At 59.3% G+C, this 23,361-nt stretch carries 18 protein-coding genes and 1 pseudogene; 15 read left to right on the top strand and 4 right to left on the bottom strand.

Annotated features, from left to right (window positions below; translation table 11 throughout):
- Positions 1 to 170 precede the first annotated feature (170 nt).
- Positions 171 to 629 carry a hypothetical protein gene (locus Q7F15_RS14865; RefSeq protein ID WP_171566691.1) on the bottom strand — a complete coding sequence of 153 codons (459 nt, stop codon included), beginning with the start codon at positions 627 to 629 and terminating at the stop codon, positions 171 to 173.
- Between the two features lie 319 nt (positions 630 to 948).
- On the opposite strand from Q7F15_RS14865, the gene Q7F15_RS14860 reads away from it, so the two are divergent.
- From Q7F15_RS14860 to hrpB, 3 genes and pseudogenes are all read left to right on the top strand, one after another.
- A complete protein-coding gene (locus Q7F15_RS14860) occupies positions 949 to 1,602 on the top strand; it encodes a glycoside hydrolase domain-containing protein (RefSeq protein WP_171566690.1) in 654 nt (217 codons plus the stop codon).
- Positions 1,603 to 1,971: 369 nt separating this feature from the next.
- On the top strand, positions 1,972 to 4,323 hold the full coding sequence (helD, locus tag Q7F15_RS14855; RefSeq protein WP_304414545.1) for an RNA polymerase recycling motor HelD: 2,352 nt from the start codon (positions 1,972 to 1,974) through the stop codon (positions 4,321 to 4,323).
- Between the two features lie 130 nt (positions 4,324 to 4,453).
- Positions 4,454 to 6,966 (top strand): annotated as a pseudogene (gene hrpB, locus Q7F15_RS14850) (ATP-dependent helicase HrpB).
- Between the two features lie 110 nt (positions 6,967 to 7,076).
- On the opposite strand, the gene bluB reads toward hrpB, so the two are convergent.
- Complete coding sequence (gene bluB / locus Q7F15_RS14845; protein WP_171566687.1) at positions 7,077 to 7,754, bottom strand: 5,6-dimethylbenzimidazole synthase; 678 nt, start codon at positions 7,752 to 7,754, stop codon at positions 7,077 to 7,079.
- Positions 7,755 to 8,305: 551 nt separating this feature from the next.
- Positions 8,306 to 8,662 carry a hypothetical protein gene (locus tag Q7F15_RS14840; RefSeq protein ID WP_171566686.1) on the bottom strand — a complete coding sequence of 119 codons (357 nt, stop codon included), beginning with the start codon at positions 8,660 to 8,662 and terminating at the stop codon, positions 8,306 to 8,308.
- A gap of 543 nt (positions 8,663 to 9,205) precedes the next feature.
- On the opposite strand from Q7F15_RS14840, the gene Q7F15_RS14835 reads away from it, so the two are divergent.
- The 12 genes from Q7F15_RS14835 to Q7F15_RS14780 all read left to right on the top strand — a co-directional run bounded on the left by Q7F15_RS14835 (position 9,206) and on the right by Q7F15_RS14780 (position 22,864).
- Positions 9,206 to 10,423: an anhydro-N-acetylmuramic acid kinase gene (locus Q7F15_RS14835; protein ID WP_256379895.1), complete on the top strand. Its 1,218-nt coding sequence runs from the start codon at positions 9,206 to 9,208 to the stop codon at positions 10,421 to 10,423.
- A 22-nt stretch (positions 10,424 to 10,445) separates the two neighbouring features.
- Complete coding sequence (locus Q7F15_RS14830) at positions 10,446 to 11,993, top strand: ABC transporter substrate-binding protein (protein WP_171566685.1); 1,548 nt, start codon at positions 10,446 to 10,448, stop codon at positions 11,991 to 11,993.
- A 71-nt stretch (positions 11,994 to 12,064) separates the two neighbouring features.
- Positions 12,065 to 13,006 (top strand): ABC transporter permease, encoded by a 942-nt coding sequence (locus Q7F15_RS14825; protein WP_171566684.1) that lies wholly within the window; start codon positions 12,065 to 12,067, stop codon positions 13,004 to 13,006.
- A 16-nt stretch (positions 13,007 to 13,022) separates the two neighbouring features.
- Positions 13,023 to 13,856, top strand: a complete 834-nt coding sequence (locus Q7F15_RS14820) for an ABC transporter permease (protein WP_212132692.1) — start codon at positions 13,023 to 13,025, stop codon at positions 13,854 to 13,856.
- 13 nt (positions 13,857 to 13,869) lie between these two features.
- Positions 13,870 to 15,087, top strand: coding sequence for a serine hydrolase domain-containing protein (locus tag Q7F15_RS14815; protein ID WP_304414544.1), 1,218 nt, complete (start codon positions 13,870 to 13,872; stop codon positions 15,085 to 15,087).
- Positions 15,088 to 15,106: 19 nt separating this feature from the next.
- Positions 15,107 to 16,081 carry an ABC transporter ATP-binding protein gene (locus tag Q7F15_RS14810; RefSeq protein WP_171566681.1) on the top strand — a complete coding sequence of 325 codons (975 nt, stop codon included), beginning with the start codon at positions 15,107 to 15,109 and terminating at the stop codon, positions 16,079 to 16,081.
- Positions 16,078 to 17,040: an ABC transporter ATP-binding protein gene (locus tag Q7F15_RS14805; protein WP_304414543.1), complete on the top strand. Its 963-nt coding sequence runs from the start codon at positions 16,078 to 16,080 to the stop codon at positions 17,038 to 17,040. The genes Q7F15_RS14810 and Q7F15_RS14805 overlap by 4 nt, the downstream gene beginning before the upstream one ends.
- 216 nt (positions 17,041 to 17,256) lie before the next feature.
- Positions 17,257 to 18,678, top strand: a complete 1,422-nt coding sequence (locus tag Q7F15_RS14800) for an FAD-linked oxidase C-terminal domain-containing protein (RefSeq protein ID WP_171566678.1) — start codon at positions 17,257 to 17,259, stop codon at positions 18,676 to 18,678.
- Positions 18,665 to 19,972 carry a (Fe-S)-binding protein gene (locus Q7F15_RS14795; protein WP_212132694.1) on the top strand — a complete coding sequence of 436 codons (1,308 nt, stop codon included), beginning with the start codon at positions 18,665 to 18,667 and terminating at the stop codon, positions 19,970 to 19,972. Before Q7F15_RS14800 ends, Q7F15_RS14795 begins: the two co-directional genes overlap by 14 nt.
- Positions 19,973 to 20,389: 417 nt before the next feature.
- A complete protein-coding gene (gene gltP, locus Q7F15_RS14790) occupies positions 20,390 to 21,658 on the top strand; it encodes a glutamate/aspartate:proton symporter GltP (RefSeq protein WP_171566676.1) in 1,269 nt (422 codons plus the stop codon).
- Positions 21,659 to 21,780: 122 nt separating this feature from the next.
- Entirely contained in the window at positions 21,781 to 21,951 is a 171-nt protein-coding gene (locus tag Q7F15_RS14785) for a hypothetical protein (protein WP_171566675.1), read from the top strand.
- Between the two features lie 451 nt (positions 21,952 to 22,402).
- On the top strand, positions 22,403 to 22,864 hold the full coding sequence (locus tag Q7F15_RS14780) for a PilZ domain-containing protein (RefSeq protein ID WP_230076645.1): 462 nt from the start codon (positions 22,403 to 22,405) through the stop codon (positions 22,862 to 22,864).
- 56 nt (positions 22,865 to 22,920) lie between these two features.
- On the opposite strand, the gene gerQ is transcribed toward Q7F15_RS14780, so the two are convergent.
- Positions 22,921 to 23,355 carry a spore coat protein GerQ gene (gerQ, locus tag Q7F15_RS14775; protein ID WP_171566674.1) on the bottom strand — a complete coding sequence of 145 codons (435 nt, stop codon included), beginning with the start codon at positions 23,353 to 23,355 and terminating at the stop codon, positions 22,921 to 22,923.
- Positions 23,356 to 23,361: the final 6 nt, after the last annotated feature.

Raw genomic sequence — 23,361 nt, 5'->3', positions numbered from 1 at the left:
TTTGTTTCAAAAAATTGTAAATGGCTTCGGGGGAAAATCATTATGTCAGGTGAAAGTCATTACGCCGTTAGATAACTTTTTTGGGCCAATAAACAAGCACAACTCTTTTACGGGCTGTGCCCACGACATTTGCAGTCAGCCAAAAGTACGCTTCTGACAGGCGCACGTGCTTATGGCTGACTTGTTTTTTGATCGAGTGTATGAAACTCAAGCTGATGCATTTTAAGTACGGTCAATGGATCGACATCGTTGACGATTTTATAAACATTTACACGCTTGTCATGACTGATCCGTATGTAGTTGTGATCTTCAAGAAGTTCCATGCCAAACCGATATGAACCGTTCACATATAACCTTATGGCATAAGCCCCACGAGACGTGAAGTCGTTAACCTTTTGCAACCTCAAGGTTGAGAGCGCTGCAAGTATGTTTTTGACCTTGTCCTGATCAACGATCTTTGTGGTTGCGTCGTCCGAATATCTCTCCATTCTGATTGTAACCTCGTCATTTGGTTGTATTTGATCCTCTACGATGTCTGCAAACGACGTGTATGTCATTCTGTCAACGATCAAATAAACGCCGCATACAACCAAAATGAACAGAAAGGTTAGAAGGATCGGTTTTCGCAAGATTTCTCTCCCCCCCTTGCATGATGTTGTTTATGTAGGGAGCGCACTCCTATAAAACGAACAGGAAAACCAGGCAGTCTGTTACATATATTGTAAACTGCTCGAGGGGAAAGTCAGTGATATTTTTCAGTGTGCAGACAAAGTCCGTGGTGGAATGGGTGTTGGTTCCCGCTCGCTCTTTTGACGACCGGTAAAGCAGCGGATCGCGTCCGCTCAAAATGCAACGTGGGCAGAGGGCTTGCAATGATTGCAGGGCTGGCGTTTCTCCTGCTGTCTCCATATACATGAAGGTAACAACGTGTGAGGGAGGACAGCGCACATGCCGGAACCAATGCTGTGGGGAGTAGATTCAGCTTCCCGAGTGGGAAATGAGTTGTATCAATGTGTAGTGCGCAACTTCGGCAAACCTGCCTACTGGGGAAGGTATTTGGCAACGGTTCCCAATGCAGCCGACGGACTGACGAAGGCGGAAGCGTCTTTTCTGCATCGCAACGGCGTGAAAATCCTGCCGATTTACAGTAAATTCACCCGAGCGGTCGGCTATGACCAGGGGCGAATCATTGCGAGAAACAGCATGTACTACGCTCAACTGCTCGGGATTCCCAAGGGAACCATCCTGTTTGCCAACATCGAGAAACGGTTTCAGGTCGATGAAGCGTGGATTCGCGGGTGGGTGGATGCAATCGATCAGGGAGGATATCGTCCGGGGATTTACTGTGATCCGAGTCAACCCGCCTTTTCCCGAGCGTATTGTCTCGCGCAGGAAAGGAGCGAAAGGGTGCGAACGCGAACCGTACTGTGGAGCCAGGAGCCTACGCCGGGCCCGTCATCTTCGCGTCAAGCACCGGCGTATGCACCCGTCCGTCCCCCCTGCCCGGCACAGGTGTGGGCATGGCAGTACGGCGAAAACGCGAGGGAATGTCCGATCGACACCAATCTCATGGACCGCCGGCTGTTTCAATTGCTCTGGTAAATTGGATGCGTTCACCGATTTTGTATGATCCTCGTCCATCCTCCAAAAGTTCACGAGAAAGTTGCTTGCTCTATCATGGAAATTTATGGTATTAGTATTGGCAGCATCTACGAAAAACGGAGACGATTCACGCGTCTCCGTTTGCTCTATCGCTTTCTATCTGATATTCCGTTCATTTCATCGCCGTGGGAATGGGACAAGTTCCTCTGGCGCCGCCCGCATTGTGTTTTGCATCCGTCTGTGTTAGAATGAGGAGTGGCCACTACCTACCAGCAAAAACTGAATAATATATCCCAATATAATCTTATCACAAATGATGTGGATTGTCAAACACTGTGGTCCAAAATTTTGCTGAAGAGGAGCGATACGATGAGCGTGACGGAGAGAGAGTGGCGGGAAGAAAATGAACGTGTTGAACGTGTCATCGGCGTGATTGACCGGAAAATCAACAGTCTTGAGGAGCATGTCAGCAACGTGCGGGCGGACATCGTGGAGATACGAAAAAAATTTTGGGACGATGTGACGGTCAACGTTGACGATATGATGGAAGCGATAGAGACGTACGCGAGCATCAAGCAGCAGGCTGAGGTGTTGTCGGAGCGGGAACGCAGCCACCGCCATGCGAGCAGGCAGCTTGCCACGCTGAAGAAACTGAAACAGTCGCCGTATTTCGGGCGAATCGACTTTGTCGAAGACGGGGAGCAAACTCCGGAGCGCATCTACCTGGGAATCGCCTCCCTGCTCGACGAACAGGACGAACAGTTTCTGATCTACGATTGGCGCGCGCCGGTGTCCAGCCTGTATTACGACTACCCGCCCGGACCAGCGCAGTACGAGACTCCTGGCGGTACGATTACCGGCACGATGGAGTTGAAGCGGCAGTACATCATCCGTGACGGCCGGATTCAGAGCATGTTTGACACGGGGGTCACCATCGGCGACGAACTGCTGCAGGAAGTGCTCGGCAGACAGGCGGACGGGCAGATGAAAAGCATCGTGGCCACGATTCAAAAAGAACAAAACCGCATTATCCGCAACGAGCGAAGCCGGCTGCTCGTCGTACAGGGAGCAGCGGGAAGCGGCAAGACGTCTGCCGCTCTGCAGCGGGTGGCCTATCTTCTCTACCGGTACCGGAACACGCTGCGGGCGGAGCAGATCGTGCTGTTTTCCCCCAATCCGCTGTTTAACAGCTACGTGTCCACCGTCCTGCCCGAATTGGGTGAGGAAAACATGCAGCAGACGACGTTTCAGGAGTACGTGGAGCACAGGCTGGGGGAGACGTTTCGCATCGAAGATCCGTTTGCGCAGATGGAATACGCCTACACCGCCATGGACGAGCCGGGGTATGACGCCCGCATGGAAGGCATTCGCTTCAAGGCGTCTGCCGCCTTCAAGCAGGTGATCGAGCGCTACGTGGAATCGCTCCGGCAAGCGGGGTTGCTCTTTGCGGATGTGACCTTCCGCGGCAGGACCCTGATTGACGCCGAGCAAATCCGGGAGCATTTTTACTCGCTCGATCCCTCGCTGCGCCTCCCCAACCGCTTGAGGCTGACGGCAGAGTGGCTGCTGGAAGAACTGCGAAAGCAGGAGCGCCAGGAGCGGACGCAGCCGTGGGTGGAAGACGAGATCGACCTGCTTGATCGGGAGGAGTATTACCGCGCCTATCAACAGCTTCGGCGGGAAAAGCGCTTTACCGCCGAGTCGTTTGACGACTTTGAGCGCGAACGGGAATTGCTTGCCGCCACGGTCGTCAACGAGCACTTCGAGCCGCTGCGCCGGTGGGTGAAGCAGTTTGGATTTGTCAACATGAAGGCCGTGTACCGGCAGTTGTTTGCCGATCCGCAGTACGCGATGCGTTTAGCAAACGATCTCCCCTGGCCGCAGCAGTGGGCGGAGATATGCGCCAGGACCGTGGAGATGCTGGATCGGTCCGAGCTGTTCTGGGAGGACGCCACGCCGTATTTGTATGCAAAAGAGTTGATCGAAGGCTTTCACACCAACACGTCGGTCCGGCACGTGTTCATCGATGAGGCACAGGACTACTCGCCGTTTCAGTTTGCTTTTCTCCGGCGGCTGTTTCCGCACAGCAGCATGACCGTGCTCGGCGACCTGAACCAGGCGATTTACGCCCACGTCGATGCGCAAACCGACTTTTCCCCGCTCGCATCGCTGTACGAAGACGGACAGACCGAGATGATCGTGCTGACGCGGAGCTACCGGTCCACGCGGCAGATCGTCGAGTTTACCCGCGGGCTGATCGCCGGGGGCGAAGTGATTCAGCCGTTTAACCGGGACGGCGTAAAGCCAACCTTGACACAAGCTGCCGATCCGAGCGATCTGGCGGAAAAGATTGTCGCCCGCATCCGCGCGCTTCAAGACGCGGGACACCGGACGATTGCGGTCATCTGCAAAACCGCCCGGGAAAGTCGGGACGCGTACGCAGCACTCAGCAGCCGGCTGCCGGTGCGCCTGATCAGCAAGGAGACGGTCTCCTTTGAGCCGGGCGTGCTCGTCATCCCGTCCTATCTGGCCAAAGGCGTCGAATTCGACGCGGTCATCATCTACGATGCGTCTCGGGTGACGTACGGGCGGGAGGCGGAACGCAGGCTGTTTTACACTGCCTGTACGCGGGCGATGCATGAACTGCACCTGTATGCTGTCGGCGAGGTGAGCCCGTTTGTGACCGCGCTGTCTTCCGATACTTACGTTACGGAGCGCTGACAGCATAAGGCCGCCTGGCCCACCCGCATCCCCAGTGTGCGTCAAAACGCGTGCCGACCGCCGGCGAAGCGGCTATAATAGCAGAGGTGGAACAGGATGTTCGCGGCTGAAACAAACATGAGGTGATCGCATGAATACATTGCCCGTCGATTCGATCATCCCGGCGTTGAAAGAGGCGCTTCGCACCCGCAGCAGCGCGGTGCTGGTGGCTGCGCCCGGGGCGGGGAAAACGACCCGGGTGCCGCTTGCCCTGCTCGACGAGCCGTGGCTGTCCGGACGACGCATTTTGATGTTGGAACCGCGCCGTCTGGCTGCGCGAGCGGCGGCGCGCTACATGGCCGCCTCGCTGGGGGAACAGGTGGGAGACACCGTGGGATACCGGGTGCGCCTGGATACCCGGGTCGGGCCTGCCACGCGCATCGAAGTGGTTACCGAGGGCGTGCTGACGCGGATGCTGCAGGCCGACCCGGCACTTGAGGACACGGGATTGGTCATTTTTGACGAATTTCACGAGCGCAGCCTTCATGCCGACCTGGGATTGGCCCTGTGCCTGGAGGCTCAGTCCGTACTGCGCGACGATCTGCGCATCCTGGTCATGTCGGCCACGTTGGATGCCGAGCCGGTGGCTGCGCTGTTGGGCGATGCGCCGGTGCTGACGAGCGAAGGACGAGCCTATCCGGTGGAGACGCGCTATCTGGATCGCCGGGTGGAGGGGGCGATCGAGCCGGTCGTCGTCCGCCGGATTCAGGAAGCGCTCGCGTCGGAACCGGGAGATATCCTGGTCTTTTTGCCGGGAGCGGGAGAGATTCGCAGGGTGGAAGAAAGGCTCGCCGAGCTGGAGTTGGGCGCCTCCGTCCGGGTGGCCCCCCTCTACGGAAATCTGCCGCAGGAGGTACAGGACCGGGCGATTGCTCCGGGGCGGCCGGGTGAGCGCAAAATTGTCCTCGCCACTTCCATCGCCGAGACCAGCCTGACGGTGGAAGGGGTCCGGGTGGTGATTGACAGCGGCCTGGCGCGGGTGCCGCGCTTTTCGCCGCGCACAGGCATGGCCCGGCTGGAAACGATCCGGGTGTCGCAGGCGTCGGCCGAGCAGCGGCGGGGCCGGGCAGGCCGTCTCGGCCCCGGCGTATGCTACCGGCTGTGGACAGAGCAGGAGCATCGGCACCTGGCATTGCGAAACACGCCCGAGATTCTGGAATCGGATCTGGCTCCGCTGGCGCTCGAACTGGCTGCCTGGGGCGTCGCGGACCCGGCTGAGCTGCGCTGGCTCGACTCGCCTCCGGCTGCCGCCCTTGCGCAGGCGCGTGACCTGCTCGTGCAGCTCGGCGCGCTGGAGAAAAGCGGGGCGATTACCACGCACGGACGGCGAATGGCAGAGCTTGGTCTGCATCCCCGTCTTGCGCACATGATCCTAAAGGCCATTCCCCTCGGTCTGGGCGGATTGGCCTGCGAACTGGCGGCACTTCTGAGCGAACGGGATATTTTGCGCAGCGGTCATCATCCGGCCGACGCCGATCTGCGCCTGCGGGTGGAGACGCTGCGACAGGCAGCGGCGGGAGGGCGGCCCGGCGATGCCGCACCGCCAGGGTACACGGTGGATGCGGCTGCCTGCCGACGGATTCTCGCTGAGGCGAACCACTGGAAGCGTGAGGCGGGAATTGCTGAAAACAGCGGCGACGACGTAGACGCGTGCGGACTTTTGCTCGCTTTCGCCTACCCCGATCGAATCGCGCGGAGGCGCGACAGCGGGCGGTTTCTGTTGCGCAACGGCCGCGGGGCAGCACTGGCCGGGCAGCAGACGTTGGCCCAGGCTCCCTGGCTGGTGGCAGCCGAACTGGACGATCTGGGAACGGAAGGACGTGTGCATCTTGCTGCTCCGGTCGACATATCCGATCTGGAGCGGCACTTCGCCGACCAGATCGAGGCGGAGACGGCCGTATACTGGGATCGCGAGGCGCAGGCCGTGCGGGCGAGACAACGGAAACGGCTGGGGGCCCTGGTGCTGAAAGACGTACCGCTGGCCGACCCCGATCCGGAAGCGACCGCGGCTGCGCTGCTTCGCGGGATCGCCGAAGAAGGGCTGGACATCCTGCCGTGGACCAAGCAGGCCCGCCAGTTTTGGCAGCGGCTGTTGTTCATGAGCCGGCACGAGGAGGGCTGGCCGGACGTGTCGGAGGAGGCGCTGTCGGCTTCGCTGCCTGACTGGCTCGGGCCGCACCTGTACGGTTTGAAAAGCCGCGACGATTTGCAGCGCCTTTCCTTGACCGACATCTTCGCCGGGATGCTCTCCTGGGAGCAGCGGCGCGAACTGGATGAATACGCCCCGACGCATATCGTCGTGCCCAGCGGCTCGCGCATCCCCGTCGACTATAGCGATCACGAGGCTCCGGTGCTGGCTGTGCGGCTGCAGGAGCTGTTCGGGTTGAAGGAAACCCCCGGATTGCCCGGGGGAGGGTGCCGCTGACGCTCCACCTGCTGTCGCCGGCACATCGCCCCGTGCAGGTGACGCGCGATCTGGCCAGCTTTTGGCGCAGCGCCTATTTTGAAGTGAAGAAGGATCTGAAAGGGCGTTACCCCAAACACTACTGGCCTGACAATCCGCTGGAGGCGCTCCCGACGAACCGGACACGGCCTCGTTCGTGAAGCCAAAGCATCGCGTATGACAAATGTGTATCTACGAAAAACAGGGCTGTACCCGTCGGTGGCAGATGCTGCTGGACGGGACAGCCCTGTCTTTTGTGTTTGTGCGGTACTTACTTCTGACCAATCTTCACGCTGTCCGGCACCTGACCCCATTTTTCCTCGAAAATGAGCTTCTCCAGGTCAAGCCTGCGCTCCCATTGGAAGATTTCCAGCAGCGGCCGTTCCGGATAGTGGTCGGTGTAGCCGATGGACAGCAGGGCAACTGGTTCCACATGCGGCGGGATGCCGAGGATGCGGCGCACATCCGGCTTTTTGTAGAAACTGACCCAGCCCATGGCCAGGCCTTCCGCATAAGCGGCCAGCCACATGTTTTGGATGGCGCAGCTTACGGACATGATGTCCGTTTCCGGTATGGAGTTGCGCCCCAGCACGTGGTCCCCGCCTCGGGTGGGATCGCAGGTGACGCAGAGAGTAATCGGCGCTTCCTTGATCCCCTCGATTTTTAGGTCCAAAAAGGCGAGTTCCCTGTCCGTCCCCTCGTAGTGGATGGCCAGCGCCCGCCGCTCTTTTTGCACGATCTCTGCCAGCTGCTGTTTCGTCGCCGCGTCGCGGATGATGACAAAATTCCACGGCTGCATGAAGCCGACAGACGGAGCGTGGTGGCCGGCCTGCAGGATGGCAAACAGCTTTTCGTCTGGAACCGGTTTGTCCAGAAAAGTGCGGATGTCCCTGCGATTTACGATGGCCTTGTACACGCCACGTTTTTCTTCCTCCGACAAACGATTCACGAATGACTTCCCCCTTGTTGATATTGTGGACAAACTGTGCTGTGATGATTGTACCATTTGCATAGGTCCAGGCTCGTAAAAAAGCCAGTTCCAGCAACCTTTTGACCGTATTGCCGTCTGTAAAGTTGATTCATCACGTATTACCCCTCCCTTTCTAGGGACTGCCTGTACCATACAGGCAGCTTTTTTTTATCTTCATGCTGGCGGAGAGGGCAGTCTTCCCATCCGCGGTGTACGGACAGATAGGAAAAAATAGTATACAGAAAAAGTAAATAAATGGAAATCAAACCCTGTACATCCTGCCGGGAGCAGAGCAGAAGCAAGATAAACGTTAGCACGCGCCTGAAAATCGCGTCCTGCCATGGTGCAGTTTTTTACAAATTACGAAGAAAACAAAAGACGACACTTTTCGATAAGCGAAAAGCATAGTACAATTCCTAGTATGTACGAACTTGGGGAGTTCGTGACGGCGGTCCAAAACTGTGCAGGAGGGACCGCCTCTTTTTTATGTTTCGTTGTCAAAACCCCTCCAAAAGCTGGCAGACAGGTGTCTAGCCGAGGGAGGGCGGTTTGTGAACGGGAAAGGATTCGATCGGCGCAAAGCTGCCGTTGATCAGTGCGTCAATCAACTGCTCGGCGGTCAGCGAAATCGTGATGCCGGGATCGGGGATGTCGACCTGGAACTTGTCGGATTGATAGCGGTACAGAAGGGTTCCGATCGGCTGGATCGGGTAGATGAGGATGTCTTGGCCAAGCCGTTGTCCGGTTTTGGCAATCTCCCGCAACGCCCAAAACAGTTCACCCCAGACGGGCAGATACGGTTTGCGCTTGTGCCGCCTAAGCGCATCTACGAGATGGACACGCAGGCTGTCCAGCAGCTCCCGGTTTTGGTCTTCCACGATTAGCATAAAGGGCTGCCACTCCTTTGTCGGTGCGCTTGGGGACAGGCGTCCCCGGCGGGCAATGTCCTGCTGTCGGCATTGCCGGCCAATCACTTCTACGCATCAGTGTAAGTCACGATTGACAGGGACGCAAGCGTGTACAAAAAAGGCGCATCCTCAGCTCTGCGGGCGTTCACGGCTGTTCCAAAGGTCGTCCAAGCTGCAGTGTGCCCAACGAAAAAAGCCGGATACCTTATGGTGGGTGTCCGGCTTTTTTTGCGCGTTTATTTCACGAGAACGTTCGACACGTCTTCCATCACCTGTCGGCCTGCGAGCAATCCGCTGTACACCCAACTGCTGTCGGAGCTCATTTCATACACGTGTCCTGTGATGCCCAAGGGCGGCGGCGGACATGCCTGACTGGCGGCCCTTTTTTGTTTACATTGTAGTAATAAAATTTAGTAATCATTAATTGACCCAAGAAATTTTGTTACATATAATGGTGGTAACGATTATCGTCAGTATCTTTTCAACATTCTGATTGAAGAATGCTTGCAAGGAGGTGGCCCCTTGAACGTTCAGGTACAGCGGCGCTACCGGGAGAAACGGGAACATTTGGTCATCGGGTTGATGTCGGGGACGTCGCTCGACGGAGTGGATGCCGCACTGGTGGCGATTGAAACGGACCAGGCGGGCGACATTGCCGCCGTCCGTCTCCAACATTTTTACTATCTGCCGTACTCGGATGAGTTGCGGGAGTGGTTGGCCGAGCTGTGCAGTCCGCAAACGGCCCGAATTGACCGGCTGACCCTGGCCCATTTTGGACTGGCGGAATGGTACGCCCACGCGGTCGGCGAACTGCTGGAAGCGGCCGCTGTCGCTCCCGGCGAAGTAGATGCGATCTGCACGCATGGGCAGACTGTCTGGCATGTCGCCGGCCGGGCGCCGTTTCCCTGTCCGGCGGGCACGGCAAATATCCGGGCTTCCCTGCAGATCGGCGAGCTGTCGACGCTGGCGGAGCGGACCGGGATTCCCGTCGTCGGCAATTTCCGCTCGCGCGACCTGGCGGCGGACGGCGAAGGGGCGCCGCTCGTTCCGTACGCCGATTACGTCCTGTTTCGGCACGGCGAAAAAGGGCGGCTGCTGCAAAACATCGGCGGGATTGCCAATGTGACGGTACTGCCGCCGGGCGCCTCCATCGACGATCTGGTTGCCTTTGACACGGGTCCGGGCAACATGGTGATCGACCAGATCGTGCAGATGGCGACGAACGGCCGGCAGCGCTTTGACGAGGGCGGCCGGATGGCAGCCGAAGGGACGGTCTGCGCCGAACTGCTGCAGGAGCTGCTGGCTGATCCGTACTACCGGCTGGTGCCGCCGAAAAGCACGGGGCGGGAGATGTTCGGCCGGGCGTTTGCCGAGAAGCTGTGGGCCGAAAAGGATGTGCGCGGCCTCTCCGCTGCCGACCTGGTGGCGACGGCGACGGCGCTGACGGCGGCCACGATTGTGGAAGCGTACGAATCGTTTGTGCTGCCGTCCACGCCGGTGCATGAAGTGATCGTCTCCGGCGGCGGCGCCCGCAACAAGACGCTGCTACAGATGCTCCGGGACCGTCTGCCGGCAGGCATCCAGCTGATGACGACGGACGCGTACGGCATCCCGGACGAAGCCAAGGAGGCGATCGCCTTTGCCATTCTGGGCCACGAAACACTGATGGGACGGCCGAGCAACGTGCCGTCTGTCACCGGGGCCAAACGGGCGGTCGTCTTGGGGACCATTTGTTATTAAACAGATACAGGGGGGAATCAATGTGAAAAAACGGGCATGGGCAGCGATTTTCCTGTCATTTTCCTTGCTGCTTTCCGCCTGCAGCGGCGGAGGTGGTTCTGCAAGCGATACGGCGAATCCACAACCGGGGCAGCAGGGCGGAAGCGGCAAAACCGAACTGGTCGTCGCGGCGGATCAGGACCCTGTCGGCTTGGATCCGCACAAGGTGCCGGCGGCGTCCAGCGCCCGCATCTACGCACTGGTGTATGATGGCTTGACCCGGCTGGACGAGAACCTGAACGTCACCCCCAGCCTGGCCGAGAAATGGGAGATTTCCCCGGACGGCAAGACGGTTACCTTCACGCTGCACAAGGGCGTGACGTTTCACAACGGGCGGGAGATGACGGCGGACGATGTCAAGTACAGCTTTGAGCGGATTCTCAATCCCGAGACGGGTTCCATCGCCAAGTCGTACTTCGCCAGCGTGGACGTGATCGAAGCGAAAGATCCGCACACGGTCGTGTTCAAGCTAAAACACCCGGACGCCGCTTTGCTGACGAACATGGCCAGCTCGTTTGCCGCGATCGTGCCGAAGGAAGTGGCCGACCTCAACAAGGAAGCGGTGGGGACAGGACCGTTCATCCTGGAGAAAAACGAACCGGGGCAGTACGTGCTGTTGAAGAAAAATCCCGACTATTTCAAAACCGGGCTGCCGAAAGTGGACGCGATCAAGTTCCAGATCATGAAGGACGAAGCGGAGCGGCTGGCCGCGATCCGCTCCGGCAAGGTGGACATCGCGAGCATCTCCGCCGACTCGGCCACGCTGTTGGAAGGCAAGCCGGGCGTGCAGGTGAAAAGCTACCAGTCGCTGGAGTACAGCTACCTCGGCATCAACGTAAAGAAAAAGCCGTTTGACGACCCGCGCGTGCGTCAGGCGATCAGCTATGCGGTGGACCGCAACCAGATCGTGCAGACGGTGTGGAAGGGACAGGCGTCGCTGACCGGTCCTATCTCGCCGGCCGCAGCAAACTGGGCGCTTGATCCTGCCGCCTACGACAGCTACAAGCAAAACCTGGACAAAGCAAAGCAGCTGCTGGCGGAAGCCGGCTACCCCAACGGTTTTGACACTGTGATCGAGACGGCTTCCACCTATCCGGACATGGTGGAGACGGCGCAGGTGCTGCAGCAGCAGTTAAAGGCCATCGGCATCAATGCGCGGATCAACCAACTGGAGTGGGGCAACTACATCGAGACCTGGAAGTCCAAGGAGATGTCGCTTCTGGTCGGCCGCAACACGTCCGGGACAGATTCCGACCGCTCCCTGCGCTTCTTTTTCCATACGGAGGGCTCCGCCAACGTCTGGAACTACTCCAATCCGCGGTTTGATGAGCTGGTCGTCACAGCGCTGCAGACTGTCGACCAGACCGAGCGGAAAAAGCTGTACGACGAGGCGCAGAAGCTGCTGGTGGAGGACGCGCCCAATCTGTTCCTCGCTTCCCCGAAAAACTTTTACGCGGTCCGCGACAACGTGTCGTTCCAGCCGACGGCGGCGGGCGAATCCATCGCGCTGCTGCAAGCGACCGTCCAATAGCACAGGAAACGCCTGGGAAGCCGGGGAGCAGCCGTCTCCCCGCTTCTTCGTCTCTTAAGGAGGAGTAATACGTGGGAAGCTATGTCATCAAACGCCTCGTCGGCCTTGTTCCCATCCTGTTCGGCATCTCCGTGCTCGTCTTTACCATTTTGCATCTCGTGCCGGGCGACCCTGCTTCCATCATGCTGGGGACCAATGCCACGCCGGAAGCGATTGCCGCCCTGCGCGCAAGCATGGGGCTGGATCAGCCGCTGATCACCCAGTACCTGTCCTGGCTGGGCGGCCTGGTAAAAGGGGATTTTGGCGTTTCCGTCCACACCGGCGAGGCGATTCTGCCGCAGATCTTGAAGCGTTTTTCGATCACGTTGCAGCTCACGCTGTTCGCCGTGCTGATCGGCTGGTCGATCGCGATCCCGCTGGGCATTCTGTCAGCGATCCGCGTCCACTCGAAAACGGACATCGTCGTGCGCATCGCCGCCCTGCTTGGCATCTCCGTTCCCAACTTCGCTGTCGGGACGCTGTTGCTGCTCGTGCTGTCGCTGTATTTCGGCTGGTTTCCGCCGATTGACGTCGTCAGCTTTTGGGAAGACCCGGGGGAGGCGCTGCAGGTGTTTTTGCTGCCGGCGATCACAATGGGCATCGTCATTGCCGCCGGAGTGCTCAGGATGACGCGCTCTGCCTTTCTGGAGACGATGGAAAAGGATTTCATTCGCACCGCGTGGGCCAAGGGAAACAGCATCTGGACGGTCGTCTTCGGCCACGCCTTGCGCAACTCGTCCATTCCGATCGTGACGATCGCCGGCATGCAGATCGGCTACCTGCTCGGCGGTTCCGTGATCGTGGAGCAGTTGTTTTCCATACCCGGCCTGGGGCAGTACGTGCTGGAGGGCATTTATCAGCGCGACTATCCGGTGGTGCAGGGAGGCGTGCTGTTTGTGGCGCTGGTGTTTGTCCTGGTCAACCTGCTGATCGACATCATCTACACCTGGATTGACCCGCGCATCAAGTACTAGCGAGGAGAAATCGTTCATGAGCACATACCGCCGACGCTTTTGGGAAAACAAAACGGCTGTCGTCTGTCTCGCCGTTCTTGCCGTGTTGACTGCCGCGGCAGTGCTGGCGCCGGTCATCGCCCCGCACGATCCGACGCAGATGTTTCCGGACCACCGCATGGAGGGCAGCTCCGGGCAGTTCTGGCTGGGGACGGATCAGTTTGGCCGCGACCTGTTCAGCCGAATCATTTACGGCGCGCGGGTATCGCTGACGGTGGGCTTGCTGTCCGTGCTGCTCAGCGCCGGGTTTGGCACCTTGTTCGGGCTGATCGCGGGGTATTTTGGCCGCTGGATGGACGGACTGATCATGCGGGTGATGGATGTGTTGTTCGCTTTTCCGGAAATCCTGCTGGCGCTGGCGATCGTGGCGGCGCTGGGACCGGGCACGAGCAATACGATTTTGGCGATCGGAATCGTCAACATTCCGGTGTTTACCCGGACGGTGCGCAGCGCCGTCCTGTCCGTGAAAAACCTGGAGTTTGTGGAAAGCGCCCGGGCGATCGGGGCAGGAACGCCGCGCATCCTGTTTCTGGAGATTTTTCCGAACGTCACAGCGCCGCTGTTGGTGCAGGCGACCTTGGCCATCTCCGGCGCCATCCTGACGGAATCGGCTCTCAGCTTTCTCGGATTGGGCATTCAGCCGCCCGACCCGTCATGGGGCGGGATGATTTCCGAAGCGCGCCGCTACATGGAGCTGGCGCCAGGAATGATCGTCTGGCCGTGCGTCACCATGACGGTTACGATTCTCGCCTTCAACATGTTTGGCGACGCGGTGCGCGACATACTCGATCCGAAGCATCGCAACAGATAAGGAGGGAGCGCGGATGGACGCGGAACGCATCCGGTGTGAGTTGACGGAAAGTTTGGACGAAGGCATTGACCGGGGGATTTTCCCCGGAGGCGTCGCCAGCTTGACGATCGGAGGCGAGCCGCCGGTGGTGGTCGCGCGCGGAAGTATCGGGAGAGGAGAACATACGTCGCTCCCGTCAGCGGATACCATCTACGATCTGGCTTCGCTGACCAAGGTGATCGTCACTCTGCCGCTCGTGCTGTTGAGCATGCAGACGGGGAAGCTGTCGCTCAGCGATCCGCTGGAGATTCACCTGCCGGAGTGGGAGCGGACAGCAGACGCCCGCAAACGGCGGATCACCCTCCTGCACCTGCTGACCCACACCTCCGGCCTGCCGGCATGGCGTCCGTACTATCTGTTGGGGCACGGGAGGGATGACTACCTCTCCCTGATCGCCGCCGAACCGCTGATCGGCGAGCCGGGTAAACAGGTGATCTACAGCGATCCGGGCTTCATGCTGCTGGGCTTTCTCCTGGAGCGCGTCTGGGACGAACCGCTGGAATTGTTGGCCGAGCGGCTGATCTTTCAGCCGATGGGCATGACGGCGACAGGGTACCGTCCGCTGGCGCGCGGGGTCGACATCCGGAAGATCGCCCCGACGGAGGACGGCAACGCGTACGAGCGGGAACAGTCCCGCCAGCAGGCGGAGCAGATGATGGCGGCCGGCCATCCGCACGCCGGGCAGCTGCAGGAGCGTCTGGACTCTTTCGCCTGGCGGGAGGGGATGATCCGCGGAACGGTCCATGACGGCAACTGCCACTACGGCCTGGACGGCGTGAGCGGCCACGCCGGCCTCTTTTCCACCGCGCGCGACGTAGAGCGCTACATGCGGATGTGGACGTCTGCTGACACCCCGGTGCGCCTGGACCCGGTATTGCGCACGTTTGCGGCTGGCTGCCGGACCGGCCGGCTGGCTCCGGCGCGCGCACTGGGCTGGGAGGCGTCCGCCGCGGCGGGGCCCTTGGAGGCGGCGTCCGCCGGCTGCACGGGAGGGGATCTGCTGTCTCCCGACGCCTTTGGCCACACCGGGTTTACCGGCACGTCGATCTGGTGTGATCCAATCCGGGGAGCCACGCTGATCGTGCTCACCAACCGCGTTCATCCCGCAGTCAGTCCGCTGATGCCGCGCTGGCGAAAAACGTTTCACAACCGGGTCATGTCGCTCGTCAGCGGACCGGCCCGAACATCCTGAGGAGAAAGGGGGAGACGCCATGCCACCTATATTGGAAGTGGAACACCTGCGCACCACGTTTGCCCAATCCGGCCGCACGCTGACGGTTGTCGAGGATGTCAGCTTTTCCGTTGAAGCAGGGGAGACGCTGGGCATCGTCGGCGAATCCGGCTGCGGCAAAAGCGTCACCAGCCTGTCCATCATGCGCCTGTTGGGCAAAAACGCCAAGCTGGACGGCAGCGTCCGGTTTGCCGGAACGGACGTGCTGCGGCTGTCGGAAAAGGAGATGCAGTCGATCCGCGGCAACCGGATTGCGATGATTTTTCAGGAGCCGATGACCGCGCTTAATCCGCTGCATCCGATCGGCAGACAAATCGCCGAGCCGCTGCGCCGCCACCTCGGATTGTCGCGGCGGGAGGGGGCAATGCGGGCCGTCCATCTGTTAAAGGAAGTGGGCATCCCGCGGGCGGAGGAGATCGCCGCAGAGTATCCGCACCAGCTCTCGGGCGGCATGCGGCAGCGGGTGATGATCGCGATGGCGATGGCCTGTCAGCCTCAACTGCTGATCGCTGACGAGCCGACCACGGCGCTGGACGTGACGATTCAGGCGCAGATTTTGGAGCTGATGAAAAAGCTGCGCCGCGAGCACGGTACCGCCATCCTGCTGATTACCCACGACCTGGGGGTGGTCGCCGAGATGTGCCACCGCGTCGTCGTCATGTACGCCGGTCAGATCGTGGAGGAAGCGGACGTACGGCGGCTGTTTGCCGACCCCCGGCACCCTTACACGATTGGCCTGTTGGCCTCCATGCCGAGCATCAGCGGCGGACAGGAACGTCTGCAGGCGATACCGGGAGCAGTGCCGCAGCTGCACGAAATGCCCGCCGGCTGTCGGTTTGCGCCGCGCTGTCCCAAGGCGATGGCGATCTGCCGTGAGCAGGTGCCGGAGCTGTTCCCCGTCTCCGCGACGCAGAAATGCCGCTGCTGGCTGTACCGGGAGGGGGGAGAAGCGTGAGTCAGCCGCTGCTGGAAGTGAAGGGGCTGAAAAAGTATTTTTCGGTAAAATCAGGTTTCTGGGGCAAGGAAAAGGTCGTGCGTGCCGTAGACGGCGTGCATCTGACCGTCTATCCGGGAGAGACGCTCAGCATCGTCGGCGAGTCCGGCTGCGGCAAGTCGACGACCGGCCGCTGCATTCTGCGGCTGATTGAACCGACGGAAGGGGAGATTCTGTTTCAGGGTCGGGACATCCGCGCGCTGAACGCCGCCGAGCTGCGCGCAGCCCGGCGCGACATGCAGCTCGTCTTTCAGGACCCGTTCGCCTCGTTGAATCCGCGCAAGACCGTCGGCCAAATCCTGCTGGACCCGCTGATCGTTCACGGCATCGGCACGCCAGCCGAGCGGCGCAAGCGGGTGGAGGAGATGATCGAGATTGTCGGGCTGACCAGACAGCATCTGCACCGCTTTCCGCACGAGTTTTCCGGCGGACAGCGACAGCGAATCGGCATCGCCCGGGCGCTGATTCTGCGGCCCAAGCTGGTCGTCGCCGACGAGCCCGTTTCCGCACTGGACGTTTCCATCCAGGCGCAGATTCTCAATCTGCTGAAAGACCTGCAGCGGGAGTTTCAGCTGACCTATCTGTTTATCTCCCACGACCTGAGCGTGGTGCGCCACATCTCCGACCGGGTGGCCGTCATGTACCTGGGAAAAGTGGTGGAGGTGGCGGACAAGACGGTTCTGTACGAACGGCCGATCCATCCCTACACGCAGGCGCTGCTCTCCGCCGTCCCCGTTCCCGATCCCACCCGGGAGGTAAAGCGGATTCTCCTGGAAGGGGACCTGCCCAGTCCGGCCAATCCTCCCGCAGGCTGCCAGTTTCATCCGCGCTGCCGCCACTGCATGGAGGTGTGCCGGACGACCGTGCCGCCGCTCAAGGAAGCAGAGCCCGGGCATTTGGTCGCCTGCCATCTGGGGTAAATGACAGCAGGAGAGGAAGCCGTTTGATGAGGAACAGAGAAGATGATGGAAGAACTGGAGGGATTGACCACTCAATTGCCGAATGAAGAAACGCAGTAGTTGGATCGACTCTCGGTGCGGGAAATTGTGCCCAGGGATGTGCTGGATGGGCTGGGCCATTCCCGGCGGGTTGGCACAATGATTTCACAATGATGAAAAGCGGGAGGGAGGATGGCCATGCTGCCTCAACATGTGCGCGAGCGGCTGCGGGCGATCGTCGGGGAGGCCTACTGCCTCGACAGACCGGAAGCGCTCGTCGCCTATTCCTATGACGCCACGCCGATGCACCAGGCACTGCCGGACGCGGTCGTGATGCCCAAAGACACGGCAGAAGTGCAGCAGGTGATCAAGTTGGCGGCGGAAGCGGGCATCCCCGTTGTCACGCGGGGAGCCGGTTCCAATTTGTGCGCGGCGACGGTTCCGGTCGGTGGAGGAATCGTGCTGGTGCTCAACCGGATGAACCGCATTTTGGAGATTGACGAACAAAACCTGACGATAACCGTGCAGCCGGGCGTGCGCACGTCCGACATCCATCAGGCGGTGGAAGCACGCGGTCTGTTTTACCCTCCGGACCCGGGGAGCATGGTCGTCTCCACCATCGGGGGGAACATCGCGCTCAACTCCGGAGGATTGCGGGGACTCAAGTACGGGACGACCAAGGATTACGTGCTCGGCCTGGAGGCGGTGCTGCCAAACGGCGAGGTGATCCGCACCGGCGGGAAACTGATGAAAGACGTGGCCGGATACGACCTGACCAAGCTGCTGGTCGGCAGCGAGGGCACGCTGGCAGTGATTACCGAAGCCATTCTCAAGCTGATTCCCAAACCGGCCATGCAGCGCGTCATGCTGGCGACGTTTGCCAACCTGACGGACGCAGCCCGAACGGTCTCCGACATCATCGCCAGCCGGATCATTCCGGCGACGCTGGAGTTTATGGATCAGGGGACGCTGCGGGTAGTGGAGGACTTCAAGCAGATTGGCCTGCCCACGGACGCGGCCGCCATGCTGCTGATCGGCCAGGACGGAGATCCGGAAACGGTGCACCGGGACGTGGAGCGGATTGCCTCCATCTGCCGGCAAAACGGGGCGGTTCAGGTAAAAGTGGCGACGAATGCCGAGGAGGCGGACGAGGTGATGACAGCGCGGCGCAGTGCGCTGGCCGCACTCTCCCGGCTCAGGCCGACGACGATTCTCGAAGACGCTACTGTCCCCCGCGCCGCTATCACGCCGATGGTGGAAGCGATTCAGCGGATTGCCGCCGCACACAATGTACACATCTGCACGTTTGGCCATGCCGGGGACGGCAACCTGCATCCCACCTGCATGACGGACGCCCGCAATCCCGACGAGATCGAACGGGTGGAACGGGCGTTTGAAGAGATTTTCGCCGTCGCCATTGAACTGGGCGGCACCATCACGGGAGAGCACGGCGTAGGCATTGTCAAGGCTCCTTATCTGGAATGGAAGTTGGGGGAAGCGGGCGTCGAGGTGATGAAGGCGATCAAACGGGCGTTTGATCCGAACAACCTGCTGAATCCGGGCAAAATGTTTGCCCGGGAGCGCCGGAACAGAGTGGTGGTCAACCATGCACAGCGCTGACTGGAAAGCGGCACTTGATTACGAGGAACTGTCCAACTGCATGCGCTGCGGCTTTTGCCAGCCGGCCTGTCCCACGTTTCGGCAGACCGGCTACGAAGCAGCCTCGCCGCGCGGCCGGATCGCCTTGATGAAGGCGGTGGCCGACGGCATCCTGGAGCCGGATCAAGACGTCGTCGACCAGATGAGTCTCTGCCTGGGCTGCCGCGCCTGTGAGCCGGTCTGTCCGGCCGGGGTGAAGTACGGGAGGCTGATCGAGCAGGCGCGGGAAGCGATCGAGCGGAAGCGCGTCCATCCGTGGCCGGTGCGGCTGCTTCGCTGGCTGGCGTTTCGCCAGCTCCTTCCGCGGCAGGAACGCCTCTACCTTGCCGGCAGGCTGCTCCGCTTCTACCAGCGATCAGGCCTGCAGCGGCTGGCTCGCAGGCTGGGCCTGCTTCGCCTCCTGCCCGAGCAGATGCGGACGATGGAAGCAGTTCTCCCCAAAGCGGCAGGAAAGGGATTGACAGAGGCAGTGGGAACTGTCGTGCCCGCCAGAGGGGAGAAGAAGCTGCGGGTCGGCATGTTTCGCGGCTGCATCATGGACGTATTGTTTCACGAGACCAATGTGAACACGGTCGCTCTGCTGGCGGACGCCGGATGTGAAGTGGTGATTCCGCCCGGCCAGGCGTGCTGCGGTGCCCTTCACGCCCACAGCGGGGAGCGGGAGCAGGCGCGTCAGCTCGCCAGGCAAAACATCGCTGCATTCAAACAGGCAGACGTGGAGCTGATTGTCTCCAACGCGGGCGGGTGCGGAGCCATGCTGCAGGAGTACCACCATTTGCTGCAGGATGATCCCCATTGGCAGGCAGATGCGGAGTGGTTTGTCCGGCGCGTGCGGGACATCAGCGAAGTGCTGGCCGGGCTTTCGGAGACACTCCCTTTGCAGCCGCTGCCCAAACGCATTACTTACCAGTCCTCCTGTCATCTGCGCAATGGCATGAAGGTGACCGAAGAGCCGGTGAAGCTGCTGCAATCCATACCGGAGGCAACGTTTGTTCCGCTGTTTGAAGCGGATCGCTGCTGCGGATCTGCCGGCATCTACAACCTGGTGCAGCCGGACATGGCAGGACGGATTCTGGAGGAAAAAATGGGCCACGTGGCTGAGACGCGAGCGGACATTTTGGTCACGTCCAATCCCGGCTGCCTCCTGCAGATGAAAGCGGGCATCAAGCAGGCGGGACTGGAGGACCGGATGGAGGCAGTCCATCTCGTCGATTTGTTGTCGCGCGTTCGGCGTGACGCGGAAACGGAAGGGTAGCCCCCTTCCATCGAGGCTGTGAGGCTACAATGATAGACAGCCGGACACGGCAGAAAACCAGAACAAAGCGGTCTGATCGGCACGCGCCGAACAGACCGCTTTTGCATGTCCGGCAAGGCGGGTCTAACGGTCAGTCCACACACGATCATTCGACAATGTTCAACACAATCCCCAAAATCAAAAATAGTATCAAAATAAAAAAGAATAGAAATTTGGGGCACTTAAAAAATTTCATGTTACTATAAAATCCACGGTTCACATCTTACTGCGCTACGTAACCGCTTTAATGAAGCGCTCCAATTTCACTGCGCAGTCGAGATGTGCCTTACGATCAGGAATGGTTAATCGGCAAAACTCGACATTTAGTCGAATTTTTGTGCCAGATAGATTATGAAGAAAGGATAGCGAGGTGTCAGGATGAAACGTTTTGGACTGGCCATTCAAATTGTGATTGGTCTTGTACTCGGTATTCTCGTGGGTGCTCTGTTCTACGGGAATCCTGCAGTGGAGACTTTCCTGCAGCCGATTGGTGACGTGTTTATCCGCCTGATCAAAATGATCGTCGTGCCCATTGTTATTGCCACCCTGATTGTGGGTGTAGCCGGTGTGGGCGATGTGAAGAAGTTGGGGAAAATCGGCGGGAAAACAATTCTGTATTTTGAAATCGTTACCACGATTGCCATTATTGTCGGTCTGCTCTCGGCAAACCTGTTCCAGCCCGGTGTCGGGGTGGACATGACGCAATTGACCAAGACCGATATCAACAAGTACGTGGAAACGGCTGAAACCTCCCAAAGCCACGGATTTATTGAGACCTTTGTCAACATCGTGCCGAAAAACGTCTTCGAGGCTATCGTCAAAGGGGACATGCTGGCCATTATCTTCTTCTCCGTCCTGTTTGGGCTCGGGGTAGCGGCAGCCGGAGAGAGAGGCAAACCGGTGCTGAATTTCTTCCAGGGTGTGGCCGACGCCATGTTCTGGGTGGTTAACGCGATTATGAAATTTGCACCGTTTGGTGTATTTGCCCTGATTGGCGTAACCGTTTCCAAATTCGGTCTCTCGTCGCTTGTTCCGCTGGGGAAACTGATGATTCTCGTACACTTCACGATGCTCTTCTTCGTGATCGTGGTGCTGGGCGTAATCGCCCGCATGAGCGGCATCTCCATCTTCAACCTGATCAAAATCTTGAAGGACGAGCTGCTGCTGGCATACTCCACGGCCAGCTCCGAGACGGTTCTCCCGAAAATCATGGAAAAAATGGAGCGCCTCGGCTGTCCGAAGGCTATCACCTCTTTCGTGATTCCGACGGGGTACTCGTTCAACCTGGACGGCTCCACGCTGTACCAGGCGCTGGCGGCCCTGTTCATCGCCCAGATGTACGGGATCGACATGCCGATCAGCGCGCAGATTACCCTGGTGCTAGTCTTGATGGTTACCTCCAAAGGCATTGCCGGTGTTCCCGGGGTCTCCTTCGTGGTCCTGCTCGCCACCCTCGGTTCGGTGGGCATCCCGCTTGAAGGGCTCGCCTTTATCGCCGGTATTGACCGTCTGCTCGACATGGCCCGCACGGTGGTCAATGTCATCGGCAACTCGCTGGCGGCTGTCGTCATCTCTCGCTGGGAAGGGCAGTTTGACCAAAACAAAGCAAAAGCGTATATCCGTGAAGCTACGACAAAAGTGGCGTAACACCTTACAAGCCTCCCGCAGGAATCGATGCTGCGGGAGGCTTTTTTGGTGCACACGCGCTGCCGGGCATCATTACTGCCGCTCTCCCATATAGTGGTACAAAATGGGAGGGGGAATGTAGCGTGTGGGCTTCGTTGTACGTGTTTTTCTTTTTCATGCTCATCGTGTGGGGTGTGGTGGAGCTCCTCTTTTGGTTTATCCGCAGCGATTCGATCAGCTATGACACAGACCAGCTGTGGGATAAGTTTTCGGTTACATTGCAGGACATGCACTATCCGACAAAGAAAAAATAAGGAAGCGCCGGTTTTTCGGCCCTCCAGACTGAAGACAAACTGTTTGTTTATCGAGTGTCCACATGGAAACGATCTTTCATCGTTTCCAGGCCGAAAGGCCTGCACATTGATCAACGAAGGTGGAGAAAAAGGACATGGCATGGAGTGATGGGCCAAGCGAGCTCCTTTGACGACCTGCTCAGCGGAAAAACGCTAGACGCGGGGTATACAGGGGGCACAAGTCTCACTTCATTGAAATACCCAGATGTTTGCCCCCTGCCCGCGTCGCGTTTTGAAGCGGAGGCCGCCAACTTCTTTGCTGGTCGTCAAGAGAGCGAGCGGGCCCGATCACCCATGCGCCACGGACTTTGTCTACACGCTGAAGCGCCGGTTTTGCGGCGCTCTTTTCCTGCACGTCGGCAAAGGAAGTCTCACATGATCGCTTTCATACCGTTATACAGGAGTGAACTTCGTGGATCGTTTGGTCACTATGCACCAACGGGAATATTTTCGCCTGAAACTGGCCCCGCCTTTGTGCGCGGACATGACTATCGTCATGATCAAGGGAAAGACGATGGAAGTGGGCAGCACCAGTGTGCTGATTGAAGACATCAGCGGAGGCGGACTTCGCTTTCTGACCCACTTGAAGCTGCCTGTCCACGATCAGCTCGTCCTGCAGTTTGAGACGAACGTATTTTCCCAATCCCTGAAAATGTACGGACATATCGTGCGCAGTGCGCAGTGGGACGTCGGGATCAACGAGTACGCGGTCAAATTGACGATGGAAGAGGCGATGCACCGGGAGATCAACCGGGTGGTCAATCGCCTGGCCATTCGCCTGAGGCAGAAAGGGGCATTGCCCGCCGGCTCGTTTTTGCAGGGGGACAGAAGAGAGTTTTTGGCTGCGGTCCGCTTAAGGGAGGAGCAGTTGTAAACAGAACACAACCTCATCCCTGGCGGATGAGGTTGTGCGGTGGAGCAGTCGTGCTGTCACCGAGGCATGGGCGGAAGCGCCGGCGGCACGTAGTTCAGCTCTTCGTCAGTGGTGATGTAGTCCGTGTTGACCATCAGCAGCAGATAGCGTCGGCCCGTTTGCGGATCGCTGAGGATGATGTGATCCCGTCCCGCTGCTTCCAGGCGGCCCCGGAAGATTTTGGCGTTCCATTGGGTGTTGTTCTCAAACGTTTGGTAGACGGTGATCACTTTGCCCAGATTTAAGCGGAGGATGTTTTCGATGTAGGACTCCTCCACTATTTGCCCCGGTGCCAACGGCGTTCCGGGGATGAAGGACCCGCTGGGCGGCATCGGCATTTGCGTTGGCATTGGCATCGTCGGCTGCTGTGCCGCCGGATACGGATAAGACGACGACGCATACGGATCGACGTACGGATTCACATAAGGCGGATAAGGAAATTGCTGGCTCATGATGAA

It is taken from the genome of Brevibacillus aydinogluensis (assembly GCF_961514395.1).
Classification (GTDB): Bacteria; Bacillota; Bacilli; order Brevibacillales; family Brevibacillaceae; genus Brevibacillus; species Brevibacillus aydinogluensis.
The sequence above is the reverse complement of the archived record's forward strand: the minus strand, read 5'-3'. Positions and strand labels throughout refer to the sequence as shown.